We start from the raw sequence: 20153 nt of genomic DNA on the forward strand, positions 1-20153 counted from the left end.
CCCATGCCGAACTCAGCAGTGAAACGCCGTAGCGCCGATGGTAGTGTGGGGTCTCCCCATGCGAGAGTAGGGAACTGCCAGGCATCAAATAAGTAGAGAGCCCATCCGAAAGGATGGGCTTTTTGCGTTTGGGGTTTTATATTGTTTAGTATCTTAACGTATTTTAGCCGTTTACTGATGATGTTAAATGAACAACCTGCTTGGTGTTAGTTCTTCTTGTTAGGATCACGTAGAATAGAATCATTATTTTTTTCTGAGCTTGGTTATACATGTCTTTACCTGAATGGTCTTCATTACAGCCTTATCATACTTTTGGATTACCTACTAAAGCTCGCTGGATAAAACCAGTGACGCAGGTAAGTGATTTGTTGTGTTTTACACAGTCTTCTGCTTATCAAGGATTGCCTCTTTTAGTATTAGGAGAAGGCAGTAATGTTCTTTTTACTAATAATTTTGCAGGAGTAGTGATCTTAAATCAGCTCAAAGGTATTGATATTCAAGAAGATGATATTGCATGGCATATACATGTAGGAGCCGGTGAGTCATGGCATGAGTTGGTTACATTTACCTTAGAACAAGGCATTGCTGGAATGGAAAATTTAGCATTGATCCCAGGTTGCTGTGGTTCAGCCCCAATTCAAAACATTGGAGCATATGGTGTTGAATTTGAACAACTGTGTGCATATGTTGATGTGCTTGAATTAAGTACAGGTATTTTGCTGCGTTTAAGTAAAGATGAGTGCCAGTTTGGTTATCGTGACAGTGTATTTAAACATCAGTATCAAAATGGCTATGTGATTATAGCGATAGGCTTATGTTTACCAAAACAGTGGCAAGCTGTGACTCACTATGGTGAATTAACGAAATTAACTGGGAGTAATATTACTCCGATGGCTATTTTTACGATGGTTTGTGATATTCGTAAGCGAAAATTGCCTGATCCTAAACAAGAAGGAAATGCAGGAAGTTTTTTTAAAAATCCACTCATTAGTGCATCACAGTCGATGCTGTTACAAGTTGATTTTCCACAGATCCCGTTATATTTACAGCCCTCTGGTGAATACAAAGTTGCTGCAGGATGGCTCATTGATCAGTGCGGATTAAAGGGGTATCAAATTGGCCAGGCTCGTGTGCATCCTCATCAAGCATTGGTTTTAGTGAATATGGGTAATGCGTGTGCAGACGATGTTTTGCAATTGGCTCAATATGTTCGTCGGTCAGTCTTTGCTCGCTTTTCTATTTGGCTCGATCCGGAAGTCCGTTTTATTGGCGATTTAGGTGAAATTGATGCGATACATGCACTGGAGCAAAAATGAAAAGCACAGAAACACCGTTGCAAATTATACATTGGTTAGCTGATGGGCAATTTCATTCCGGAGAACAACTTGGAAAACGTTTAGGTATTTCTCGCGCAGCGATCAGTAAACATATTCGAACGTTGCAAGATTGGGGATTGGATCTCTTTAGTGTTCCAGGAAAAGGGTACTGTTTGGCTGAACCTATCGAATTATTAACAGTTGATGCGATTAAAGCGATTACGCCTTCTAGTCAGTTTACATTGATCCCCATTATTGGTTCAACTAATCAGCATTTACTCGATAGAATTGGCCAATATCCTTCGGGTTATGCATGTATTGCTGAGTATCAGCAAGCTGGGCGTGGTCGACGGGGTCGGCCTTGGGTCTCTTTGTTTGGCGCTAATCTCTATTTATCAATGTACTGGCGTTTAGAACAAGGTCCGGCTGCGGCTGTTGGCTTAAGTTTGGCTATCGGCGTAATTGTTGCTGAGGTTCTACAGCAGTTAGGTACTGATGCTATTAGGCTTAAATGGCCAAATGATCTTTATTTAAATGATAAAAAAGTAGCCGGTATTTTAGTTGAGTTAACTGGACAAACAGGTGATGCCGCACATATCGTAATGGGAATGGGGATTAATGTCTCACTGCCTGAGTCTGTTCGTTGCCGTATTGACCAGCCAATTTCGTGTTTAAAAGATGTCTGTCCAACATTGCCGCGTAACCAACTTGCGGGATACTTATTAAAAGCATTAGAAAAAAATCTTCCGCTTTATGAGCAACAAGGTTTGTCGGCATTTTACGAGCGTTGGAACGCATTAGATAATTTTACCGGTAGGCCCGTACGATTGTTAATGGGTGAGCAGCAAATTGAAGGTGTTGCTTGCGGTATTGATTCACACGGCGCATTACGCTTACGTTTAGCAAGCGGTGAGCTAAAAAGTTTTGTGGGTGGTGAGATCTCACTGCGTCCACTTTAAGTCATCAAGTTATTTTCTTCATTATAAAAAAGGCCACCACAAATAGAATTATGGCGGCCTTTTTTAGATCAGAGCAATGAGTTGTGTGGTGTTATATTAAAATAACTCCTCTTTCGTGCCTGAATTATCAATAACCGTTGTTCCAACCTCACGTGTGGGTTGTTCAGTTGGCTGAGTACCTGGAATAAAATACTCTACGCGAGAGCGGCCTGAACCATCGGCTAACTTACCGGTTTTCATATCAATGGGAATACTTAAAATACCTTCAGGGATCTGTTTAGGTTGCTCAGGTATACCATTGAGTGCAGCTTGCATAAACGCATTCCATGCTGGTTGAGCTGATTTTGCACCACCTTCATAACCTGAAATGGTTTGGCTACTTAGGTTTGGATTTTGTGTCGAACGCCCAAGCTCACGGCGATGATCATCAAAGCCTACCCATACGGTGGTTACAGTATTAGGACCATATCCTGAATACCATGCATCTTTCGAATTGTTAGTCGTACCGGTTTTTCCACCAATATCGTGTCGTTTGAGCAATTTAGCTGCTCGCCAACCGGTACCTTGCCAACCCGCGCCAGGTTCTCCCCAAATAGCAGATTCGAGTGCATCACGAATTAAGAAAGCCAACTGTGAACTAATAACATGTGGTGCATAACCCTCAGATGCTTCTTTTTGCTCAAGCAGTGGTGTATCAATATGCTCAATCTGAGGCATAGGCACAGTACTGTCTTGTGGGGGAAGATCTTCAGTCAGTGCATTGTTCAATACTGCTGCTTTTGTGGTTGCACCATAGACAACAGGGGCATTACAGTTATTAGTACAAGCAACAAGCGGTTTCGCTTCTTCTAACAGCTTTCCATTTGAGTATTCTATTTTGCTAATAAAATAAGGTGTGATTAAATATCCACCATTAGCAAATACAGAATAACCACGTGCGAGTGCAAGTGGAGTAAAATCAGCAGCACCCAAGGCTAAAGAGTCATAACGCGAAATATTGGCAGGATTAAAACCAAAACGCTCAAGGAAATCAGCCGCAAAGTTCACACCAATAGCACGCAGTGCTCGAACCATCATCACGTTTTTGGATAAGCCTAAGCCAACACGTAATCGTAATGGACCATCATATACCGCCGGTGAGTTTTTCGGTCGCCAATTACTGCCTGCACCTGAATCCCAACGAGTGATAGGAGCATCATTAAGAATGGTCGCAAGTGAAAATCCCTTCTCTAACGCAGCTGCGTAAATAAATGGTTTAATATTAGAACCCACTTGGCGGATAGATTGTGTAACTCGGTTAAATTTACTTTGGTTATAACTAAAGCCCCCAACTAATGCTTTTACTGCACCATTTTCAGGGTTAAGTGAAACTAAAGCAGAGTTAACATCTGGAACTTGACCAAGCCACCAAACATCATCAAGCGATCTGACCCAAATTTGCTCACCTGTATTCAGTATTGTGTGTGCGTTTTTAGGCGATGGGCCTTGGCGTGTATCACTAATAAATGGACGGGCCCATTTCATGCCATCCCAATTGAGAGTAATACTTTGGCCGTTACCTAATACAGCGGTAGCACTCTGGTTTTGTACTGCAGTAACTACTGCCGCTTGGAATGGGCCATAAGTAGGTAGGTTTTTCAAACTATTGACAATTTTATTGGTATCCCATGCAGGTTGATCATTTGTCCATAGTTGGTTGGCAGGGCCTCGATAGCCATGGCGCATATCATAAGCAATGACATTATTTTGCAATGCATTATCTGCGGCAGCCTGTATGTTAGAGTCAACAGTGGTATAGACCTTAAAGCCGTCAGTATAGGCACTTTCACCAAAGCGGTTAAACATCTCTTGGCGCACCATTTCAGCCAGATAAGGAGCGTTAAGCTCAATTTCAGCACCATGGTAGCTTGCGACAATCGGTTGTTTAATGGTCTCTTGGTATTGGCTTTGCGTAATGTAGTGCTCTTCGAGCATTCGAGAAAGCACCACATTCCGACGATTTTCTGAACGACTCAATGAGTAAAGTGGATTGAGTGTTGATGGTGCTTTAGGCAAGCCAGCAATGACAGCCATCTCACTTAAGGTTAGCTGATCGACATCTTTACCAAAGTAAACACGTGCTGCTGCACCCACACCATAAGCCCGATATCCTAAGTAAATTTTATTTAGGTAGAGATTGAGAATTTCATCTTTAGTGAGCAGTTGTTCTATACGCAGCGCCAAAAAAACCTCTTTGACTTTACGCATAATTGTTTTTTCTGGGCTTAAGAAAAAGTTGCGAGCTAACTGCTGAGTAATGGTACTTGCACCCTGTTTTGCATGCCCGGCAGTTAAAGAAACAAAGGCAGCTCGCAACATTCCAATCGGATCAATGCCATCATGTTGATAAAAGCGGCTATCTTCTGTTGCAATAAAGGCATTTACCAGTTGAGGTGGAATTTGTTCGAGTGTTAAAGGAATGCGGCGCTTTTCGCCAAACTGAGAGATCAGTTTGCCGTCAGCACTGTAAACCTGCATAGGAGTTTGTAATCGGACATCACGCAACGTTGCAACATCGGGCAACTGAGGTTTGACGTAAACATATAAGCCATACACAGAAGCGCCCCCCAAAAGGATGCAACTAAGTGCAACGACAAAAAAATACTTTATGAGCTTCACCTGAGAATTCCCGCGATTAAAGCAGCTAACGGTTTATTAACAATAAGTGCGTAGTATAAAGGCATGGCGTAAAAGGGTAACCCCTTCGCTGTTTTTTTCTTCGCACTTTCGTCTGATTGCTTGGTTTTTTGAACTTTCGTCATAAACACATCAACAAGATGTATGGGAGAGTCATGTTTGCACGCTCTGTCAGTGTAGGGTTAGACATTGCCAGTGATGCGGTTCGGGTTGTGTGGTGCCGTTCGCGTCGACAAGGCTGGGAGCTGTTAGGGTGGCATAGTATTGTCTTACCTACAGGTACATTTCAAGGTGATCGTTTAGTGCAACCTGAATTACTGAGCAATGTGTTGCTTCAGGTGCATAAAATAGTGCCACGCCGTCGAGCTCGTCTTTGTATTGCATTACCTGGTGCTGCGGTGATGCAAAAAACGTTAATGGTCGATGCGTTTTTAACTGAGCAAGAGCGTCTATTTCGTGTTGAGGCTGAGTTACCCGCTCTATTTCCATTGCCGCCCCATGAATTGGCGTTCGATTTTTGTGTAGAAGGTGTACCTACTACGAATGGCCGAATCAAACTGGTGGTTACTGCAGCACGTCGTGAGTTGATGCATGAGTATCTCTCTATACTGACACAAAGCGGATTAACAGCCGATGTTGTGGATATTACCCCGTTGGCATTAAGACGCGCGATGAGTTTAGCGCGCAATGCATTACCTGCAGGTATTGAGTTTGAGCAACAATTACTCGTGCATTTATCACCCCGTAGCATTCTGGTCTCTTCAGTACCTGACTCACCCCTTTTTTTTCGTGATCAGCCATTAAGTATACCGCAGCAAGATGATACTACGCCGTTTTTGCCTGAGAACTTATTGCAAGAGCAGTGGCTCAATGAAGTGACTCGACAAATTAACTTAATTCGCCAGATGTACCACTCAACAGGCCGACAATCAAATGGGTTGCTCGTCAGTGGGCGGATTAATGAGAGTGATGCACGCTTGTTGAGTACTCAGCTTTCTATTCCTGTTCAAGGTTGGTCACCTTTTATGGGGCTCTCTTTAATTGTGGGCACACCACAACTTGAAGATGTTTGGCCCTTTACGTTGGCATGTGGCTTGGCGGTATGGGAGGCAAACGAGTGAAAGGAATTAATTTACTGCCATGGCGTGAACTAGAACGGCAACATAAACAGCAGCTATTTTTACAGCAAGTTTCTGTCTGGGTAGGTGTTTGGTGTGTGTTGTTGGCCGCCGTATGGTTTGGTATTTCGCAACTGACTAATACACAACAAGATCGCTTATTGCGCTTACAATCTGAAATTACGACTCTCGATACCAAATTGGCAGAATTACGTGATATCAAAGCAAAAGAAGAGTTGGTAAATAAGCGTATTGCGGCTGTTTCCGCGTTACAACGGCAACGTGATCAGGTTACTCGTCTATTTAACCTCTTGCCTCTGGTTGTTCCTACAGGCGTATATATTGACAAAATCACACTAAATGGTGAGCGTGTTGAGATTACGGGTCGTAGTGAGTCTAATGTGCGTCTCTCCTCGATGGTTCGACAGGTTGAATCCTCTTATTGGCTAGATGCAGTCTCAATTGATGCGATTGTCGCGAACAAAGAGGGCTCAAGTTTTGATGAGTTCAAAATGCGTTTTCAGTTGTTATCTGAAATGAAGCAAAAGCTAGGAGAGATCAAAGGATGAGCCAATGGAATGAACTTGATCTTGATCAGATAGCCTACTGGCCACGCAAAATGCAGTGGATATTTATCACATTAGTCACAGTGATTATATGTGTTGGTATGGCATGGTTCATTTTGTTACCTGACTGGCAAGAGTACCAAGATGCAAAAGCAAAAGAACAAGAGATGCTGCTGCAAATTCGCAGTAAAGCCAATCTCGCCGCTCAACTCCCCATTGCACGTGAGCGTTATCGCCTATTAGCCAATCAATTAGCACAACTGAGTCGTCAGCTTCCTTCACAAGATGAATTGGCCTCATTACTTGACTCTATCACGATGGTAGGAACACGTAATGGTATGCAGTTTGACCGTATTAACTGGATGACACCACAGCCACAAGGATTGCTACAGGCATTACCATTACAGTTAGAGCTCAAAGGTTCGTTTTCAGAACTCGGACAGTTTTCAAGTGATATTGCTTTATTACCGCGCATTATTACTCTTAGCGATCTGACATTAGAGCGTAAACAAGAAGAGCATTTGGGGTTTTCGGTACGCGCCACGACTTTTCGTTTATTGAGTGCAGATGAACTCAAAGCATTGCAGTCAACTGAGGTGAAGCCATGATGAGTCATCAGCACGGTCTTCACTGTATTGCACTGTTTGGTCTCAGCTTATTACTGGCAGGATGTGGAGATAACAGTGAGCAGCAAGATTTAGAGCAGGTATTGCAAGAGATCTATAGTGGTGTGCCGTTTGAAAAAATGACACCGCCAAAGGCACTTGAGCGTACCGGCCGCTTACTGTTTGTTGCCGCCCCGCTACGTAACCCGTTTATGACACCTCAGATGGAGGTGGCCGGTGATCGTGGATTTGATTGTGCGCAACCGAATACTGAACGTAAAAAAACAGCCTTAGAGCAGTATGGTCTGGAAAAACTCAAGTTTCGTGGTGTGATTGGTGATAAAGCGCAGTTATGGGCATTGGTAGAAACACCCGATGCCGAGTTAGTCCGTGTTGGCACAGGTGATTATCTTGGATTGAACTGGGGCAATATCAATAAAGTGAGTGCATCAGTCATTGAGCTGCATGAAATGGTTAGTGATGGTCGGGGTTGTTGGCAACAACGACAAGTTGCGTTGGCGCTGGATACATCGCCTTTTGGTCGCTGATAAGTTATACAACACACAGGATAGAATAATGATGAAGGGAGTCGTTCGTAGTATCGGGTACTGGTTAATGGCCGGAGCCTGTTTTAGCATTGATGCTAACGCCTGGGCTGCCACACTTGAAGATATTAAATTACGTCAGGAAGGCGATCGTCTTGCTGTCAATATGGTGTTTGATCAACCCGTTGCCACTCCTGCCCAGCAACGCGATATGCTGGCTAATACATTATCGTTAACATTTTCAGGTGTTGATAAAACCCGTGTTAGAAATAGCGTACGGGTGAATAATGCTTTGCTACGTACTATTGGTGTGAAAACATCCCATAATGGTACAGAGTTAGCTTTTGACCTCGGCCGCCAAGCACCGTATGAAATCAGGGCAGAGGGTAAAAGTTATGTGCTACTGCTGGGTAAACCAAGTGGTAATGCTGCGCAATCTTTGCAAAATAATCCCGCCTTAAAACCGACAGGTAGCACGCTGCTATCAATGGATTTTGTACCGCGTGGTGATGGTCAAGCTGAACTGAATCTAAATTTTGTACAACCACCGGCGGATTTGGCTATTCGGCAGAGCAGTGGCCGTTTAGTGATAGACTTGCCTCGTACACAGCTCTCAGGTGATCCCTATAAAATGGATGTCAGCCGCCGAGGCACGGCAGTGAAAAATATTCGCAGTGAGAGTACAGGGCAAAGTACACGGCTGATATTGGACCTGAAAGGGCCGGTGGATTACGATCAACAGCGGATTGGTCAGCAAGTAAAAGTGCAGATCCGGCGGGCCAACTCTGCGCGCGCCCAGACCAGTAATCCAGCGCAATACAGCAAACCTATCTCATTAAATTTCCAAAATGTACCGATTCGTACGGTGCTGCAGGTGATTGCCGATTATAACCAGTTCAACTTGGTGACGACTGACAGTGTGCAGGGTGAGATCACTTTGCGTTTAGATAATGTACCTTGGCAACAAGCGTTAGATATTATCTTGCGTGCAAAAGGGCTAGATAAACGCATTGATGGGAATGTGTTGCTGGTGGCCCCAAGCGATGTCTTAATTGATCGTGAACGTCGTGAAATGGAAGCCGATGTGCAGGTTAATGATCTCAAACCGTTGCTTACCGAGTATATCGACATTAACTTTGCCAAAGCCTCTGATATTGCTGCAATGTTGACCGCAGCCAATGGCCGGATGCTCTCTAGTCGCGGTTCTGTTTCTGTCGATGAGCGTACCAATACCTTACTGGTTCGTGATATTGATAACGTGCTTGATACCGTTCGCCAGATGGTTGCATCACTGGATAGGCCCGTTAGTCAGGTACAAATTGAAGCGCGCATTGTCACCATTAACGATGAAAGTTTAGATGAACTGGGTGTGCGCTGGGGAATGCTTGCACCACAAGGCCAGGGCGATGTAGGTGCATCACTCGAAGGGTTATCTGACTCTACAACGCCGCTAACAACCGAAAATTTCCTGAACGTGAATATGCCCGCGTCAGCAGGGGCAGCCTCTATTGCCTTCCAAATTGCTAAAATTAACGGCAAATTGCTGGATTTAGAGCTATCAGCGTTAGAGCGTGAAAACAATGTGGAAGTGGTTGCCAGCCCACGCTTACTGACTGCCAACAAAAAGCAAGCTAGTATCAAACAGGGTACTGAGTTGCCGTATGAAGTAGCCAGTTCCAGCGGTGCATCTACCATTGAATTTAAAGATGCGGTCCTCGGTTTGGATGTAACACCACAGATTACGCCTAATGGCCAAATTATTTTAGATCTAAAAGTTAGCCAAAACTCACCGGGTAAAGTATATAAGATAGGGAGAGGAGAAGCAGTTTCGGTGGATAAGCAAGAGGTTGAAACACAAGTTCTGGTTGATGATGGTGAAACAGTTGTACTTGGCGGCGTATTCCAGCACACTACTATCAAAGGTGTAGATAAGGTACCGGTACTGGGTGATATTCCTATCATGGGACATCTATTTAGACGTGATATGGATAAATCTGGCAAGCGTGAGTTAGTGATTTTTGTTACACCACGTGTTGTCCAGGGTAACATGAATCGTCCGGTCAGCACTGATCCTATCAGTGGTTAACCTCTCTCCTTGATGATTGCTTTCGGAAATTACCGCCGTAGTTTTCGAAAGCATGCCTTTATGCTGTTGCCAAACTAGCCCCACTCTTGAGATAATTTTCAGTCTGATCTCGTACTACGTTCTTATTGAGGATTCAGGTCATGTCTCGTCGTGGTGTTTTTTTTGACGGGGCGAGGTGTATTTAAACGTTGTTTTAAGCAAAAACCGAAAAACATGGCAGAGAAACGTAATATTTTCCTAATCGGCCCTATGGGTGCCGGTAAAAGTACTATCGGCAGATACCTTGCGCAGATGCTGAATATGGAATTCTTCGACTCCGATCAAGAAATTGAACGTCGTACCGGTGCGGATATTAGCTGGGTATTTGATGTTGAAGGTGAAGAGGGCTTCCGTGTTCGTGAAGAGAAAGTGATCAATGATCTGACTGAAAAGCAGGGCATTGTACTGGCGACGGGGGGCGGTTCTATCCAATCCCGTGAAACCCGTAACCGTCTTTCTGCGCGTGGTGTTGTTGTCTATTTAGAAACCACTATTGAAAAGCAATTAGCGCGAACACAACGCGATAAAAAGCGTCCGCTATTGCAAGGTGATGTTGAGCCACGTGAAGTGTTAGTTGATCTGGCCTCTGTACGTAATCCTCAGTATGAGGAAATTGCTGACATTACCATCCGCACCGATGATCAAGGCGCAAAAGTTGTTGCGACACAGATCATTGATATGTTGGAAAAGCAGTAAGCTATCGGGTAATAAACCATCAGGAAAGTTATGCCATGGAAAGGATTACCGTAGAACTCGCGGCGCGTAGCTACCCTATCACGATTCAAGCCGGACTGCTCATGCACCCGGCTTCTTTTCATCCGTTGTCTTCCGGTGACAAGGTGATGGTCGTGACGAATGAGACACTCGCTCCGCTGTACCTGAGCTGCGTCACTGCAACATTAAAAACGTTGGGGTGTCAGGTCGATACACTGATACTGCCTGACGGTGAGCAATATAAATCACTGACAGTGCTGGATCAGGTATTTTCGGCTCTGCTGCAGCACAATCATGGTCGGGATACGACCTTGATTGCGCTAGGTGGCGGAGTTATTGGTGATCTTACTGGTTTTGCCGCGGCGTGCTATCAGCGTGGAGTGGATTTTATCCAAATCCCAACAACGTTGTTAGCACAAGTAGATTCGTCAGTTGGCGGGAAAACGGCGGTAAACCATCCATTAGGCAAAAACATGATTGGTGCTTTTCATCAGCCCATCTCAGTGATTATTGATATTGAGAGTCTGCAAACCCTACCGGAAAGGGAGTTTGCAGCGGGGCTGGCGGAAGTGATTAAGTACGGTGTCATTATTGATGCTGATTTTTTTCAGTGGCTTGAACTCAATCTCGAACGTGTTCAAGCCCTTGAGCCACAAGCAATCACTTACTGTATTCAGCGATGCTGTGAGCTGAAAGCTCAGGTCGTAGCAGCGGATGAGACAGAGCAAGGGCAACGAGCCTTACTTAATTTAGGGCATACATTTGGCCATGCTATTGAAGCTGAAATGGGCTACGGTGTGTGGCTACACGGTGAAGCAGTTGCTGCTGGAATGATGATGGCTGCACAGACAGCGGTAAGACTAGGCCAGTGTTCAGTCGATGATGTTGCACGTTTGCGCGCGTTGTTACTGCGTGCAAAATTGCCAATCAGTGGCCCTGCAAGCATGTCACCAGAGAGCTATATCCCCCATATGATGCGGGATAAAAAAGTGCTAGCCGGCACATTACGGCTGGTGTTACCACAAGGTATTGGACAAGCTAACGTGGTCAGCGGTACTGAACCGCACCATGTATTGGCTGCAATTGGCGAATGCCGAGGTTAACAGACATGGAACATACGCCTTCCCGTTTTTGGGTTGAGCTTGATTCACAAACTCAGGTACTTTCACGTACACGTTTTCTAAGCCGTTTTGGTTCACCTTTTATCCATGTCAGTGCTCCACAAGGTGCGGGTAAAAGTTTTCTAGCCCAGCAACTGCTTGATGAACAAGATGCTGAACGGGTTCGTGCCGCACTGCTAGTGGGGCGGCAAGGGCAATCTGATGCACTGGTACGCTCATTATTGGTGCATCAATTAGTCGATAAAGCGGCTTATGATGACGCTATGTTGTTGGCTGATTTTCTACCGGAATTAGCACGTGCCGATCGTCGTGATCTGCTGATTATTGTTGATAATGCGGAGTTGTTGTCTGACGCGATGCTGATGGAGCTCTGGCATCTTGCAGGAACAAGTAAACAACAAGATAACCGCCGCTGTGCTGTTATTTTGTTTGCGCAGGCAGAGGTATTAACCGATCAGATTAAAGCGTTACCCGTGCAAGCGGGTGTTGCACCGATGACGATTGATATCCCATCATTGCCAAAAGAAGAAGCGTTAGCACTACTTAAAGCAGCATTAGTACGTGCAGGCCGACCAGCACAAGAGGCAGAGGCTCTGCTAGGAACCGTATTGCGTCCAGCAGCTATTTTGGCAAACGCAGAGAAGCCGTCTGTGCCTGTGCACGATGATGAGTCCGTTGTCGTACCAGTGGCACGTCGTCAAGATGAACCGCGCCCAGCGTGGGGGATGATCTCACTGGGTGTGATTGTTGCACTTGCAGTCGCTGCAGGAGGCTGGGTATGGTGGTCTGAACATGCAACCCCTTCTTCTGTCGATGTGGTTGCAGGTGATCGTGCGCCTTCTGTCAGCAGTGATGCCGGTAATGACAGTACTGATCACTCAACAGCAGTAACGTTACCATACGTTGAAGGAACAGCGTTGAATCCAAGACCTGATGTTCAAGGGCGCTTAGGAAATGGGGAAGTTGCACCCATTCAGGCAAATGAAAAATTTCGCCTGCATGAAAACAGTACAGTAACACAGTTATCAACGCCCGCAACGGCAGGCTCAACAACGCAGGCAGCTATTTTGCCTGAAAGTAATAAGCGTGTCGTTTTACCTGGAAATGTTGTTGATGCGCTGTTAACTGTCGATAAAACAGGAAATACGGTATCACCTCGCGCTGATCATCTTTCACCTGCATCTCATGCAACGGAGCAAGCGCCTACGGTAAAAAAGCACGAGCTAAACGCAGTTAAAGAGTCAGAGAAACAACAGGCGACAAATCGTCACGCCGCCCGTGAGCAAGATAAAAAAACCGTTGCAGAACAGACTAAAGAGAGAAACAAGAGTCGTGAGGCTGCACATAAATCCAGTGCTCGCGAACCGAGTACACGTGTTCAAACTGCACGCAAAACATCACATAAAACTGAGCTTGAAAAAATCTCACCACAACACTATACCGTGCAGTTATCTGGCTCACATTCATTGAGTGATGCTTGGAAACTTGTCGAAAAAAGTGGCCGAGCATCCACGCTGACAGTTTATGAAACGCGGCGTAACAATAAGCCTTGGTATGTGATCATCAGTGGTAATTATGCTAATGCAAATGCAGCAAAACAGGCTATTGCTGCCTTGCCTACAGTGCTGAAAAAAGAGCAACCGTGGGTAAAATCATACCGCTTGGTTCAAACTGAATTGAAACTGGCACAATAAGAGATGAAAGCGGCGCAGTAATCTCAATACAGTGCGCTGCTTTAACGCAGAACGAGAAGTGGCAAAAAATAGCATGAAGAAGTATCGCGCTTTTCTCAAATGGGCCGGTGGAAAATACAGCCTGGTTGATGAGATCCGCCGCCACTTACCATCAGGAAAGAGACTGATCGAACCGTTTGTAGGTGCAGGATCTGTTTTTTTAAATACTGATTTTGATGAATATTTACTCGCGGATATTAATAGCGATCTGATTAATCTCTACAATTTGGTCAAACAAGATGTAGAGCATTTTATTCTTGATGCACGCGTGTTATTTACCCCTGAGTATAATAATGCGCTGGCTTACTATGCATTACGTGAAGAGTTTAATGGCACGGTTGATCCCTATCGTCGTGCGGTGATTTTCCTCTATATGAATCGTCATGGGTTTAACGGTTTGTGCCGTTATAATCTAAAAGGAGGGTTCAATGTTCCTTTTGGTTCTTACAAAAAGCCCTATTTTCCAGAAGATGAGCTGCGCTATTTTTCCGAAAAAGCGAAACGAGCCACCTTTATCTGTGAAAGTTATACCGAGACATTAGCCAGAATTACCGCAGACAGTGTAGTGTATTGCGATCCACCCTACGCACCGCTCTCGACCACGGCAAATTTTACGACTTACCACAGCAATGGGTTTTCATTAGATGATCAGGCCACATTGGCTGAGTTAGCTGATCGTGCTGCGGCAATTCACCATATTCCTGTCTTGATCTCGAACCATGATACTGCGCTCACTCGCCGTTTATATCAGGGGGCTAAACTCAATGTGGTGCAAGTGAAGCGGACTATCAGTCGTAATGGTAGTGCGCGTAATAAAGTGGATGAGTTATTGGCACTGTTTCAGCCAATCAAGGTCAAACATAAGCGATAAACAGAACGCTTATCATGTAGCAAAAACGGTGTGTGATAACGTCATTATAAGCGATGTGACACATTGTAGGTATTTAAAGGCCACCTTACCGGTTGGCTGGTGAATAACAAGGTTCTTGGTTTCTTGATATCTTGCTGGAGAGTAACACATGAAGGATTACATCATTGCGCCATCAATTTTATCGGCTGATTTTGCCCGTTTAGGGGATGATGTGGCTCAGGTTCTGGCAGCAGGTGCAGATGTCGTGCATTTTGATGTAATGGATAACCATTATGTGCCGAACTTGACTATGGGCCCGATGGTTTGCCAAGCATTGCGTGATTATGGGATTACAGCACCGATTGATGTGCACCTGATGGTTAAGCCGGTTGACCGAATTATTCCTGATTTTGCCAAAGCAGGCGCCAGTTTTATCACGTTCCATCCTGAAGCCTCTGAGCATATTGACCGAACACTGCAATTGATTAAAGATCAGGGCTGTAAAGCCGGTTTGGTCTTTAATCCGGCAACACCACTGCACTACCTTGATTATGTTATGGATAAACTGGATGTCATTTTGCTGATGTCAGTTAACCCAGGGTTTGGTGGGCAGAAATTTATTCCGGGAACACTGGATAAACTGCGCGAAGCGCGTCGTCGTATCGATCAAAGCGGCCGTCAGATTCAGTTGGAAATTGATGGCGGTGTAACGGTAGACAACATTCGCCAGATTGCTGATGCTGGTGCCGATATGTTTGTCGCAGGTTCAGCTATTTTTAATCAGCCAGATTATCGTGCGGTGATCGAACAGATGCGCGCGGAGTTAACGCGATGAATCTGCTGACCGGTATTCGCGGTATTGCGTTTGATCTTGATGGTACGTTGGTTGATAGCGTACCTGATCTTACCGTTGCGATCGATTTAATGTTACACGATCTACAATATCCGAATGCGGGTGAAGCGCGTGTCCGCGAATGGATAGGTAATGGCGCAGATACGTTAGTCAAACGTGCATTGACTTGGGCACAAGAGGGTTTTGTGCCTGATATTGTGAAGGTGAGGGCAGCACGTGCACGTTTTGATCAGCACTATGCTGAGAATTTGTGTATCAATAGCCGCATTTATCCTGGCGTAATTGAGACATTATCTAGCCTAAAAGCGCAAGGGTTGTCTTTGGCCGTTGTGACCAATAAACCGACTGCGTTTGTTGCTCCGTTACTACAGGCTTTGCATCTTGATCTCTATTTTGCATTAGCCATTGGTGGTGATGATGTTGTTGTTCGCAAGCCACATCCTGCAGGTTTATATCAGGTACTTGGTACATTTGGTTTACGCCCACATGAATTGTTAGTGGTGGGTGATTCAGAAAACGACATTAACGCAGCAAAAGCGGCAGGTTGCCCAAGTGTCGGGCTGACATACGGCTATAACTACGACGAGCCCATTGCACACAGTGAACCTGATTGGGTCTTAGATCACCTTTCTGGTCTATTAAATGTGTTGAGTGTGACACACGGATTACCGTAAGTTGAGCGGGCTACACATTGATTTAGCCCAAATTGACTATTTTTAAGTAGTAATCATGTTTTAGTTTTTTGTTAAGCCATTGCTTTTAATGGTGAATACTACTTTTTAAGATGATCGTTGCTGCGCGATGATCATACAAGCACGATGGCGTGGATCTTGCGCAGAATACTCAGTGATTATCTATATTTTTAGGAAACGTTGTGATGAGTGAACCCACTGTAAATAAAAAACCGGTTGTCTTTAGCGGAGTACAGCCGTCTGGTGAACTGAGCATTGGTAACTACATGGGAGCTTTGCGCCAGTGGGTAAAGATGCAAGATGAGTATGACTGCCTATTTTGCATCGTTGATTTGCATGCCATTACTGTGCGCCAAGATCCAACAACACTGCGTAAAGCAACGCTTGATACGTTGGCGTTATATCTGGCCTGTGGTATTGATCCGGCGAAAAGCACTATTTTTGTGCAGTCACATGTGCCGGAACATACCCAGCTTGGTTGGGTATTGAACTGCTATGCCTATTTTGGCGAGCTTAGCCGCATGACCCAATTTAAAGATAAATCATCACGCTATGCGGAAAATATTACCGCCGGATTATTTGATTACCCTGCGCTGATGGCGGCCGATATTTTGTTGTATCAGACCGCACAAGTGCCAGTAGGGGAAGATCAAAAGCAGCATCTTGAACTGACGCGTGATATCGCACACCGCTTTAACACTCTGTACGGTGATATTTTCCGTATTCCGGAGCCATTTATTCCGAAAGTGGGCGCGCGCGTGATGTCTTTGCTTGAGCCGACCAAGAAAATGTCGAAATCCGATGACAACCGCAATAACGTGATTGGTTTGCTTGAAGATCCAAAATCAGTTACTAAAAAAATTAAGCGCGCGATGACCGACTCGGCCGAACCGCCGGTGGTGCGTTATGATGTGGCCGAAAAACCGGGTGTCTCGAATTTGCTGGATATTCTGTCTGGTGTCACCGGCAAGAGTATTAGCGAGTTAGAAGCTGAATTTGAAGGGAAAATGTACGGCCATCTGAAAGGTGCAGTGGCTGATGCAGTTTCCGGTATGCTGACGGAGCTGCAACAGCGTTTTGCAACATTCCGTGCTGATGAAGCCTACCTTGAGCAGGTGATGCGTGAAGGTGCGGAAAAAGCCTCAGCGCGTGCACAGGCAACACTTAGCAGCGTTTACCAAGCGGTCGGATTTGTCGCTCGCCCAAAATAAACGCAAATAAAATGAGTACGAGTAACAATCAGAATGGATAAAATCAGGGCTGGTTGCTCGTATTCTAAGCAAATTGACGGGCTGTGTTGATCAATACTGCCGTTTAGCTGCCTCAATATTTAAAAACCACCGTCATGCTTACCTGCTGCGGTGGTTTTTTTATGTAATACACTGAGTTAGCATTATTGTCTGGTTTTTACTGCTATTTGTCTGATGTAGAAAACAGACGAAAACGTTTGCGTTTTATTCTTAACGCTATAATATGCGGCAGATTTTTTTGGCCGGATGATGCGGGAGGGGTAATGGCAAGCGATAACAATTACAGTCTGGGGGTCGTCCCTCAGTCGGCGCGTAAAGGGGTCATGTCATTAACATTCGTTATGTTGGGGCTGACCTTTTTTTCTGCCAGTATGTGGACGGGCGGCACACTCGGCACCGGATTGGCTTTCAACGATTTTTTCCTCGCAGTACTCATCGGTAATCTTCTTCTCGGCATTTATACCTCCTTTCTTGGCTACATCGGTGCAGACACCGGCCTTTCGACCCACCTTCTCGCGCGTTACTCATTTGGCATTAAAGGTTCATGGCTACCTTCGGCACTGCTCGGCGGTACACAGGTTGGCTGGTTCGGTGTTGGTGTGGCAATGTTTGCTATTCCGGTCGGCAAAGCGACCGGGTGGGATGTGAATTTACTGATTGTGCTCTCCGGCCTGCTGATGACCGCTACCGTGATGTTCGGTATTTCAGCACTGATGATCTTGTCGGTTATCGCCGTACCTGCGATTGCCATTTTGGGCAGTTACTCGGTGTGGCTGGCAGTGAGTGGTGCAGGTGGGTTGACGGCGGTACAGGCCATTGTTCCGACTCAGCCGCTCTCATTTTCCACCGCACTGGCTTTGGTGGTGGGGTCATTTATCAGCGCAGGAAGTTTAACGGCTGATTTTGTCCGTTTCGGGCGTAGCGCAAAATCGGCTGTTTGGATCACCATGATTGCTTTTTTCATCGGCAACACCCTGATGTTTGTATTTGGTGCGGCAGGCGCTGCTGTGCTGGGTAAAGCGGATATCTCTGATGTGATGTTGGCACAGGGCTTACTGATCCCGGCCATTATTGTACTGGGGCTTAATATTTGGACCACGAATGATAATGCTCTGTATGCCTAGGGCTTAGGTTTTGCCAATATTACCGGTTGGTCGAGTAAAAAGCTGGCCATCGCAAACGGGCTGATTGGTACATTGTGCGCCCTCTGGTTGTATAACAACTTTGTTGGCTGGCTGACATTTTTATCGGCCGCCATTCCGCCGATTGGCGGCGTAATTATTACTGACTACCTGCTGCGCCGTAAGCACTATCAGGATTTTGCTACCGCGCATTTCTTGCAGGTGAACTGGGCGGCAATTGCAGCGGTTGCACTCGGTGTTGCGGCCGGTCATCTGTTGCCGGGTATTGTTCCGGTTAACGCGGTATTGGGCGGCGCACTGAGCTACTTAGTGCTGAACCCGTTAGTTAACCGCCAACTGTGTGCGCAATACGGTGTGTCATAGCGAGGGTACGCAAGCTAAAATCAGGCGGTGGCCAGATAACAGGATACCGAAATAATCGGTTTACTCTCTACAAACGGTGGCAGGTGGTATCAGCAATAAGCCAGACGGCCACCGTATCTACTTGTGATAGGCGACTCTTCGCTGTAAAAAAACAGAACACCCTAATTTGAGGCTAACCATGTTCATTCAGAATGCACGTCTCACTGACCGCGAAGGCTTGTGGCAGTTGGTAATTCATCAGCAAAAATTTCAGCATATTGTGCCGATGGAACAGGCAGTGCCAATCCCTGAGGGGGCAGAGGTACTGGATGCTGAAGGCGGATTAGCTTGTGCGCCATTTATCGAACCCCATATTCATCTGGATACAACTCAAACCGCCGGTGTTCCACGCTGGAATGACTCAGGCACACTGTTTGAAGGCATTGAGTGCTGGGCAGAGCGTAAAGCCTTTTTGACACATGAGGACGTCAAGCAGCGTGCATGGCAGACACTGAAATGGCAGATAGCCAACGGTATTCAGCATGTGCGTACCCATGTGGATGTGTCTGATCAGCAGTTGACTGCACTGAAAGCGATGCTGGAAGTGAAGCAGGAAGTCGCCGACTGGGTTGACTTGCAAATTGTTGCCTTCCCACAAGAGGGGATCCTCTCTTATCCGAACGGTGAGGCTCTGCTGGAAGAGGCGCTGCGTCTGGGTGCTGATGTGGTCGGGGCGATTCCGCACTTTGAATTTACCCGTGAGTATGGCGTTGAATCTCTGCATAAAATGATGGCGTTGGCCACTAAGTATGACCGCTTGGTGGATGTGCACTGTGATGAAATTGATGATGAACAGTCACGCTTTGTTGAGACGCTGGCTGCACTGGCACACCGAGAGGGGATGGGCGAACGAGTGACAGCCAGCCACACGACAGCGATGCACTCGTACAATGGCGCGTACGCTTCACGGTTGTTCCGGTTGCTGCGCATTTCAGGCATCAACTTTGTTGCCAATCCACTGGTGAATATTCACTTACAAGGGCGATTTGATACTTACCCTAAGCGCCGTGGTGTTACACGCGTGAAAGAGATGCTCGAGTCGGGCATTAATGTCTGTTTCGGGCATGATGATGTGTTTGACCCTTGGTATCCACTCGGTACTGCTAATATGTTGCAGGTGCTGCATATGGGCATGCACGTGTGTCAGTTGATGGGCTATGGTCAGCTTAATGATGGTTTGAAACTGATCTCTGACTACAGTGCGCGAACCCTGAATCTGCAGGATTATGGTCTTGACGTGGGTAAACGCGGCAGCGTGCTTATTCTTCCGGCCGAAAATGGGTTTGATGCGTTGCGCCGCCAAGTGCCGGTTCGTTATTCGGTACGTGATGGTAAGGTGATTGCAACAACACTGCCAGCACAGACGCATATCTATTTGCCTAAGGCCGAGAGCGTGACCTTTTCCCGCTAGTTGTATTTACCACCCACCTATTCGCCTTCATTAACCGAGATCGGTATTTGTGTTAACGAACACAATGCCCTCTCG

General features: G+C 45.8%; 16 protein-coding genes, 1 rRNA gene and 1 pseudogene. 17 read left to right on the top strand and 1 reads right to left on the bottom strand.

The features are described from left to right. From rrf to birA, 3 genes are all read left to right on the top strand, one after another. A 5S ribosomal RNA gene (gene rrf, locus ACRC53_RS12770) occupies positions 1-83 on the top strand; the annotation flags it as partial. 186 nt (positions 84-269) lie between these two features. After that, complete coding sequence (gene murB, locus ACRC53_RS12775) at positions 270-1316, top strand: UDP-N-acetylmuramate dehydrogenase (protein ID WP_438643771.1); 1047 nt, start codon at positions 270-272, stop codon at positions 1314-1316. Continuing rightward, on the top strand, positions 1313-2275 hold the full coding sequence (gene birA / locus ACRC53_RS12780; RefSeq protein WP_438643772.1) for a bifunctional biotin--[acetyl-CoA-carboxylase] ligase/biotin operon repressor BirA: 963 nt from the start codon (positions 1313-1315) through the stop codon (positions 2273-2275). The genes murB and birA overlap by 4 nt, the downstream gene beginning before the upstream one ends. A gap of 96 nt (positions 2276-2371) precedes the next feature. Here birA and mrcA read toward each other — a convergent pair whose 3' ends face one another. Then, positions 2372-4933: a peptidoglycan glycosyltransferase/peptidoglycan DD-transpeptidase MrcA gene (gene mrcA / locus ACRC53_RS12785; RefSeq protein WP_438643773.1), complete on the bottom strand. Its 2562-nt coding sequence runs from the start codon at positions 4931-4933 to the stop codon at positions 2372-2374. Between the two features lie 173 nt (positions 4934-5106). Between mrcA and pilM the strand changes: the two genes are divergently transcribed. From pilM to ACRC53_RS12855, 14 genes and pseudogenes are all read left to right on the top strand, one after another. Next, positions 5107-6072 carry a type IV pilus biogenesis protein PilM gene (gene pilM, locus ACRC53_RS12790; protein WP_438643774.1) on the top strand — a complete coding sequence of 322 codons (966 nt, stop codon included), beginning with the start codon at positions 5107-5109 and terminating at the stop codon, positions 6070-6072. Then, a complete protein-coding gene (locus tag ACRC53_RS12795; RefSeq protein ID WP_438643775.1) occupies positions 6069-6638 on the top strand; it encodes a PilN domain-containing protein in 570 nt (189 codons plus the stop codon). Before pilM ends, ACRC53_RS12795 begins: the two co-directional genes overlap by 4 nt. Next, positions 6635-7243, top strand: coding sequence for a type 4a pilus biogenesis protein PilO (locus tag ACRC53_RS12800; RefSeq protein ID WP_438643776.1), 609 nt, complete (start codon positions 6635-6637; stop codon positions 7241-7243). The genes ACRC53_RS12795 and ACRC53_RS12800 overlap by 4 nt, the downstream gene beginning before the upstream one ends. Beyond that, positions 7240-7788 (top strand): pilus assembly protein PilP, encoded by a 549-nt coding sequence (locus ACRC53_RS12805; RefSeq protein ID WP_438643777.1) that lies wholly within the window; start codon positions 7240-7242, stop codon positions 7786-7788. The genes ACRC53_RS12800 and ACRC53_RS12805 overlap by 4 nt, the downstream gene beginning before the upstream one ends. 28 nt (positions 7789-7816) lie before the next feature. Next, on the top strand, positions 7817-9871 hold the full coding sequence (locus tag ACRC53_RS12810; protein WP_438643778.1) for a type IV pilus secretin PilQ: 2055 nt from the start codon (positions 7817-7819) through the stop codon (positions 9869-9871). Between the two features lie 213 nt (positions 9872-10084). Then, entirely contained in the window at positions 10085-10606 is a 522-nt protein-coding gene (aroK, locus tag ACRC53_RS12815) for a shikimate kinase AroK (protein ID WP_438622877.1), read from the top strand. A 35-nt stretch (positions 10607-10641) separates the two neighbouring features. Further along, positions 10642-11727 carry a 3-dehydroquinate synthase gene (gene aroB, locus ACRC53_RS12820; protein ID WP_438643779.1) on the top strand — a complete coding sequence of 362 codons (1086 nt, stop codon included), beginning with the start codon at positions 10642-10644 and terminating at the stop codon, positions 11725-11727. A gap of 5 nt (positions 11728-11732) precedes the next feature. Then, positions 11733-13439, top strand: a complete 1707-nt coding sequence (locus ACRC53_RS12825) for an AAA family ATPase (protein WP_438643780.1) — start codon at positions 11733-11735, stop codon at positions 13437-13439. Between the two features lie 73 nt (positions 13440-13512). After that, positions 13513-14349, top strand: a complete 837-nt coding sequence (gene dam / locus ACRC53_RS12830) for an adenine-specific DNA-methyltransferase (RefSeq protein WP_438643781.1) — start codon at positions 13513-13515, stop codon at positions 14347-14349. A gap of 148 nt (positions 14350-14497) precedes the next feature. Beyond that, positions 14498-15163, top strand: a complete 666-nt coding sequence (gene rpe, locus ACRC53_RS12835; protein WP_438643782.1) for a ribulose-phosphate 3-epimerase — start codon at positions 14498-14500, stop codon at positions 15161-15163. Continuing rightward, positions 15160-15855 (top strand): phosphoglycolate phosphatase, encoded by a 696-nt coding sequence (locus ACRC53_RS12840; protein ID WP_438643783.1) that lies wholly within the window; start codon positions 15160-15162, stop codon positions 15853-15855. Before rpe ends, ACRC53_RS12840 begins: the two co-directional genes overlap by 4 nt. Positions 15856-16058: 203 nt before the next feature. Further along, positions 16059-17084: a tryptophan--tRNA ligase gene (gene trpS / locus ACRC53_RS12845; protein WP_438643784.1), complete on the top strand. Its 1026-nt coding sequence runs from the start codon at positions 16059-16061 to the stop codon at positions 17082-17084. A gap of 302 nt (positions 17085-17386) precedes the next feature. Then, positions 17387-18628: pseudogene (gene codB / locus ACRC53_RS12850) on the top strand (cytosine permease). A 178-nt stretch (positions 18629-18806) separates the two neighbouring features. Next, complete coding sequence (locus ACRC53_RS12855; RefSeq protein ID WP_438643785.1) at positions 18807-20078, top strand: cytosine deaminase; 1272 nt, start codon at positions 18807-18809, stop codon at positions 20076-20078. The last annotated feature ends 75 nt before the right edge of the window (positions 20079-20153 follow it).

Origin of the sequence: Plesiomonas sp. (assembly GCF_051652165.1) — a bacterium.
Taxonomy (GTDB): Bacteria; Pseudomonadota; Gammaproteobacteria; order Enterobacterales; family CAMTGL01; genus Plesiomonas.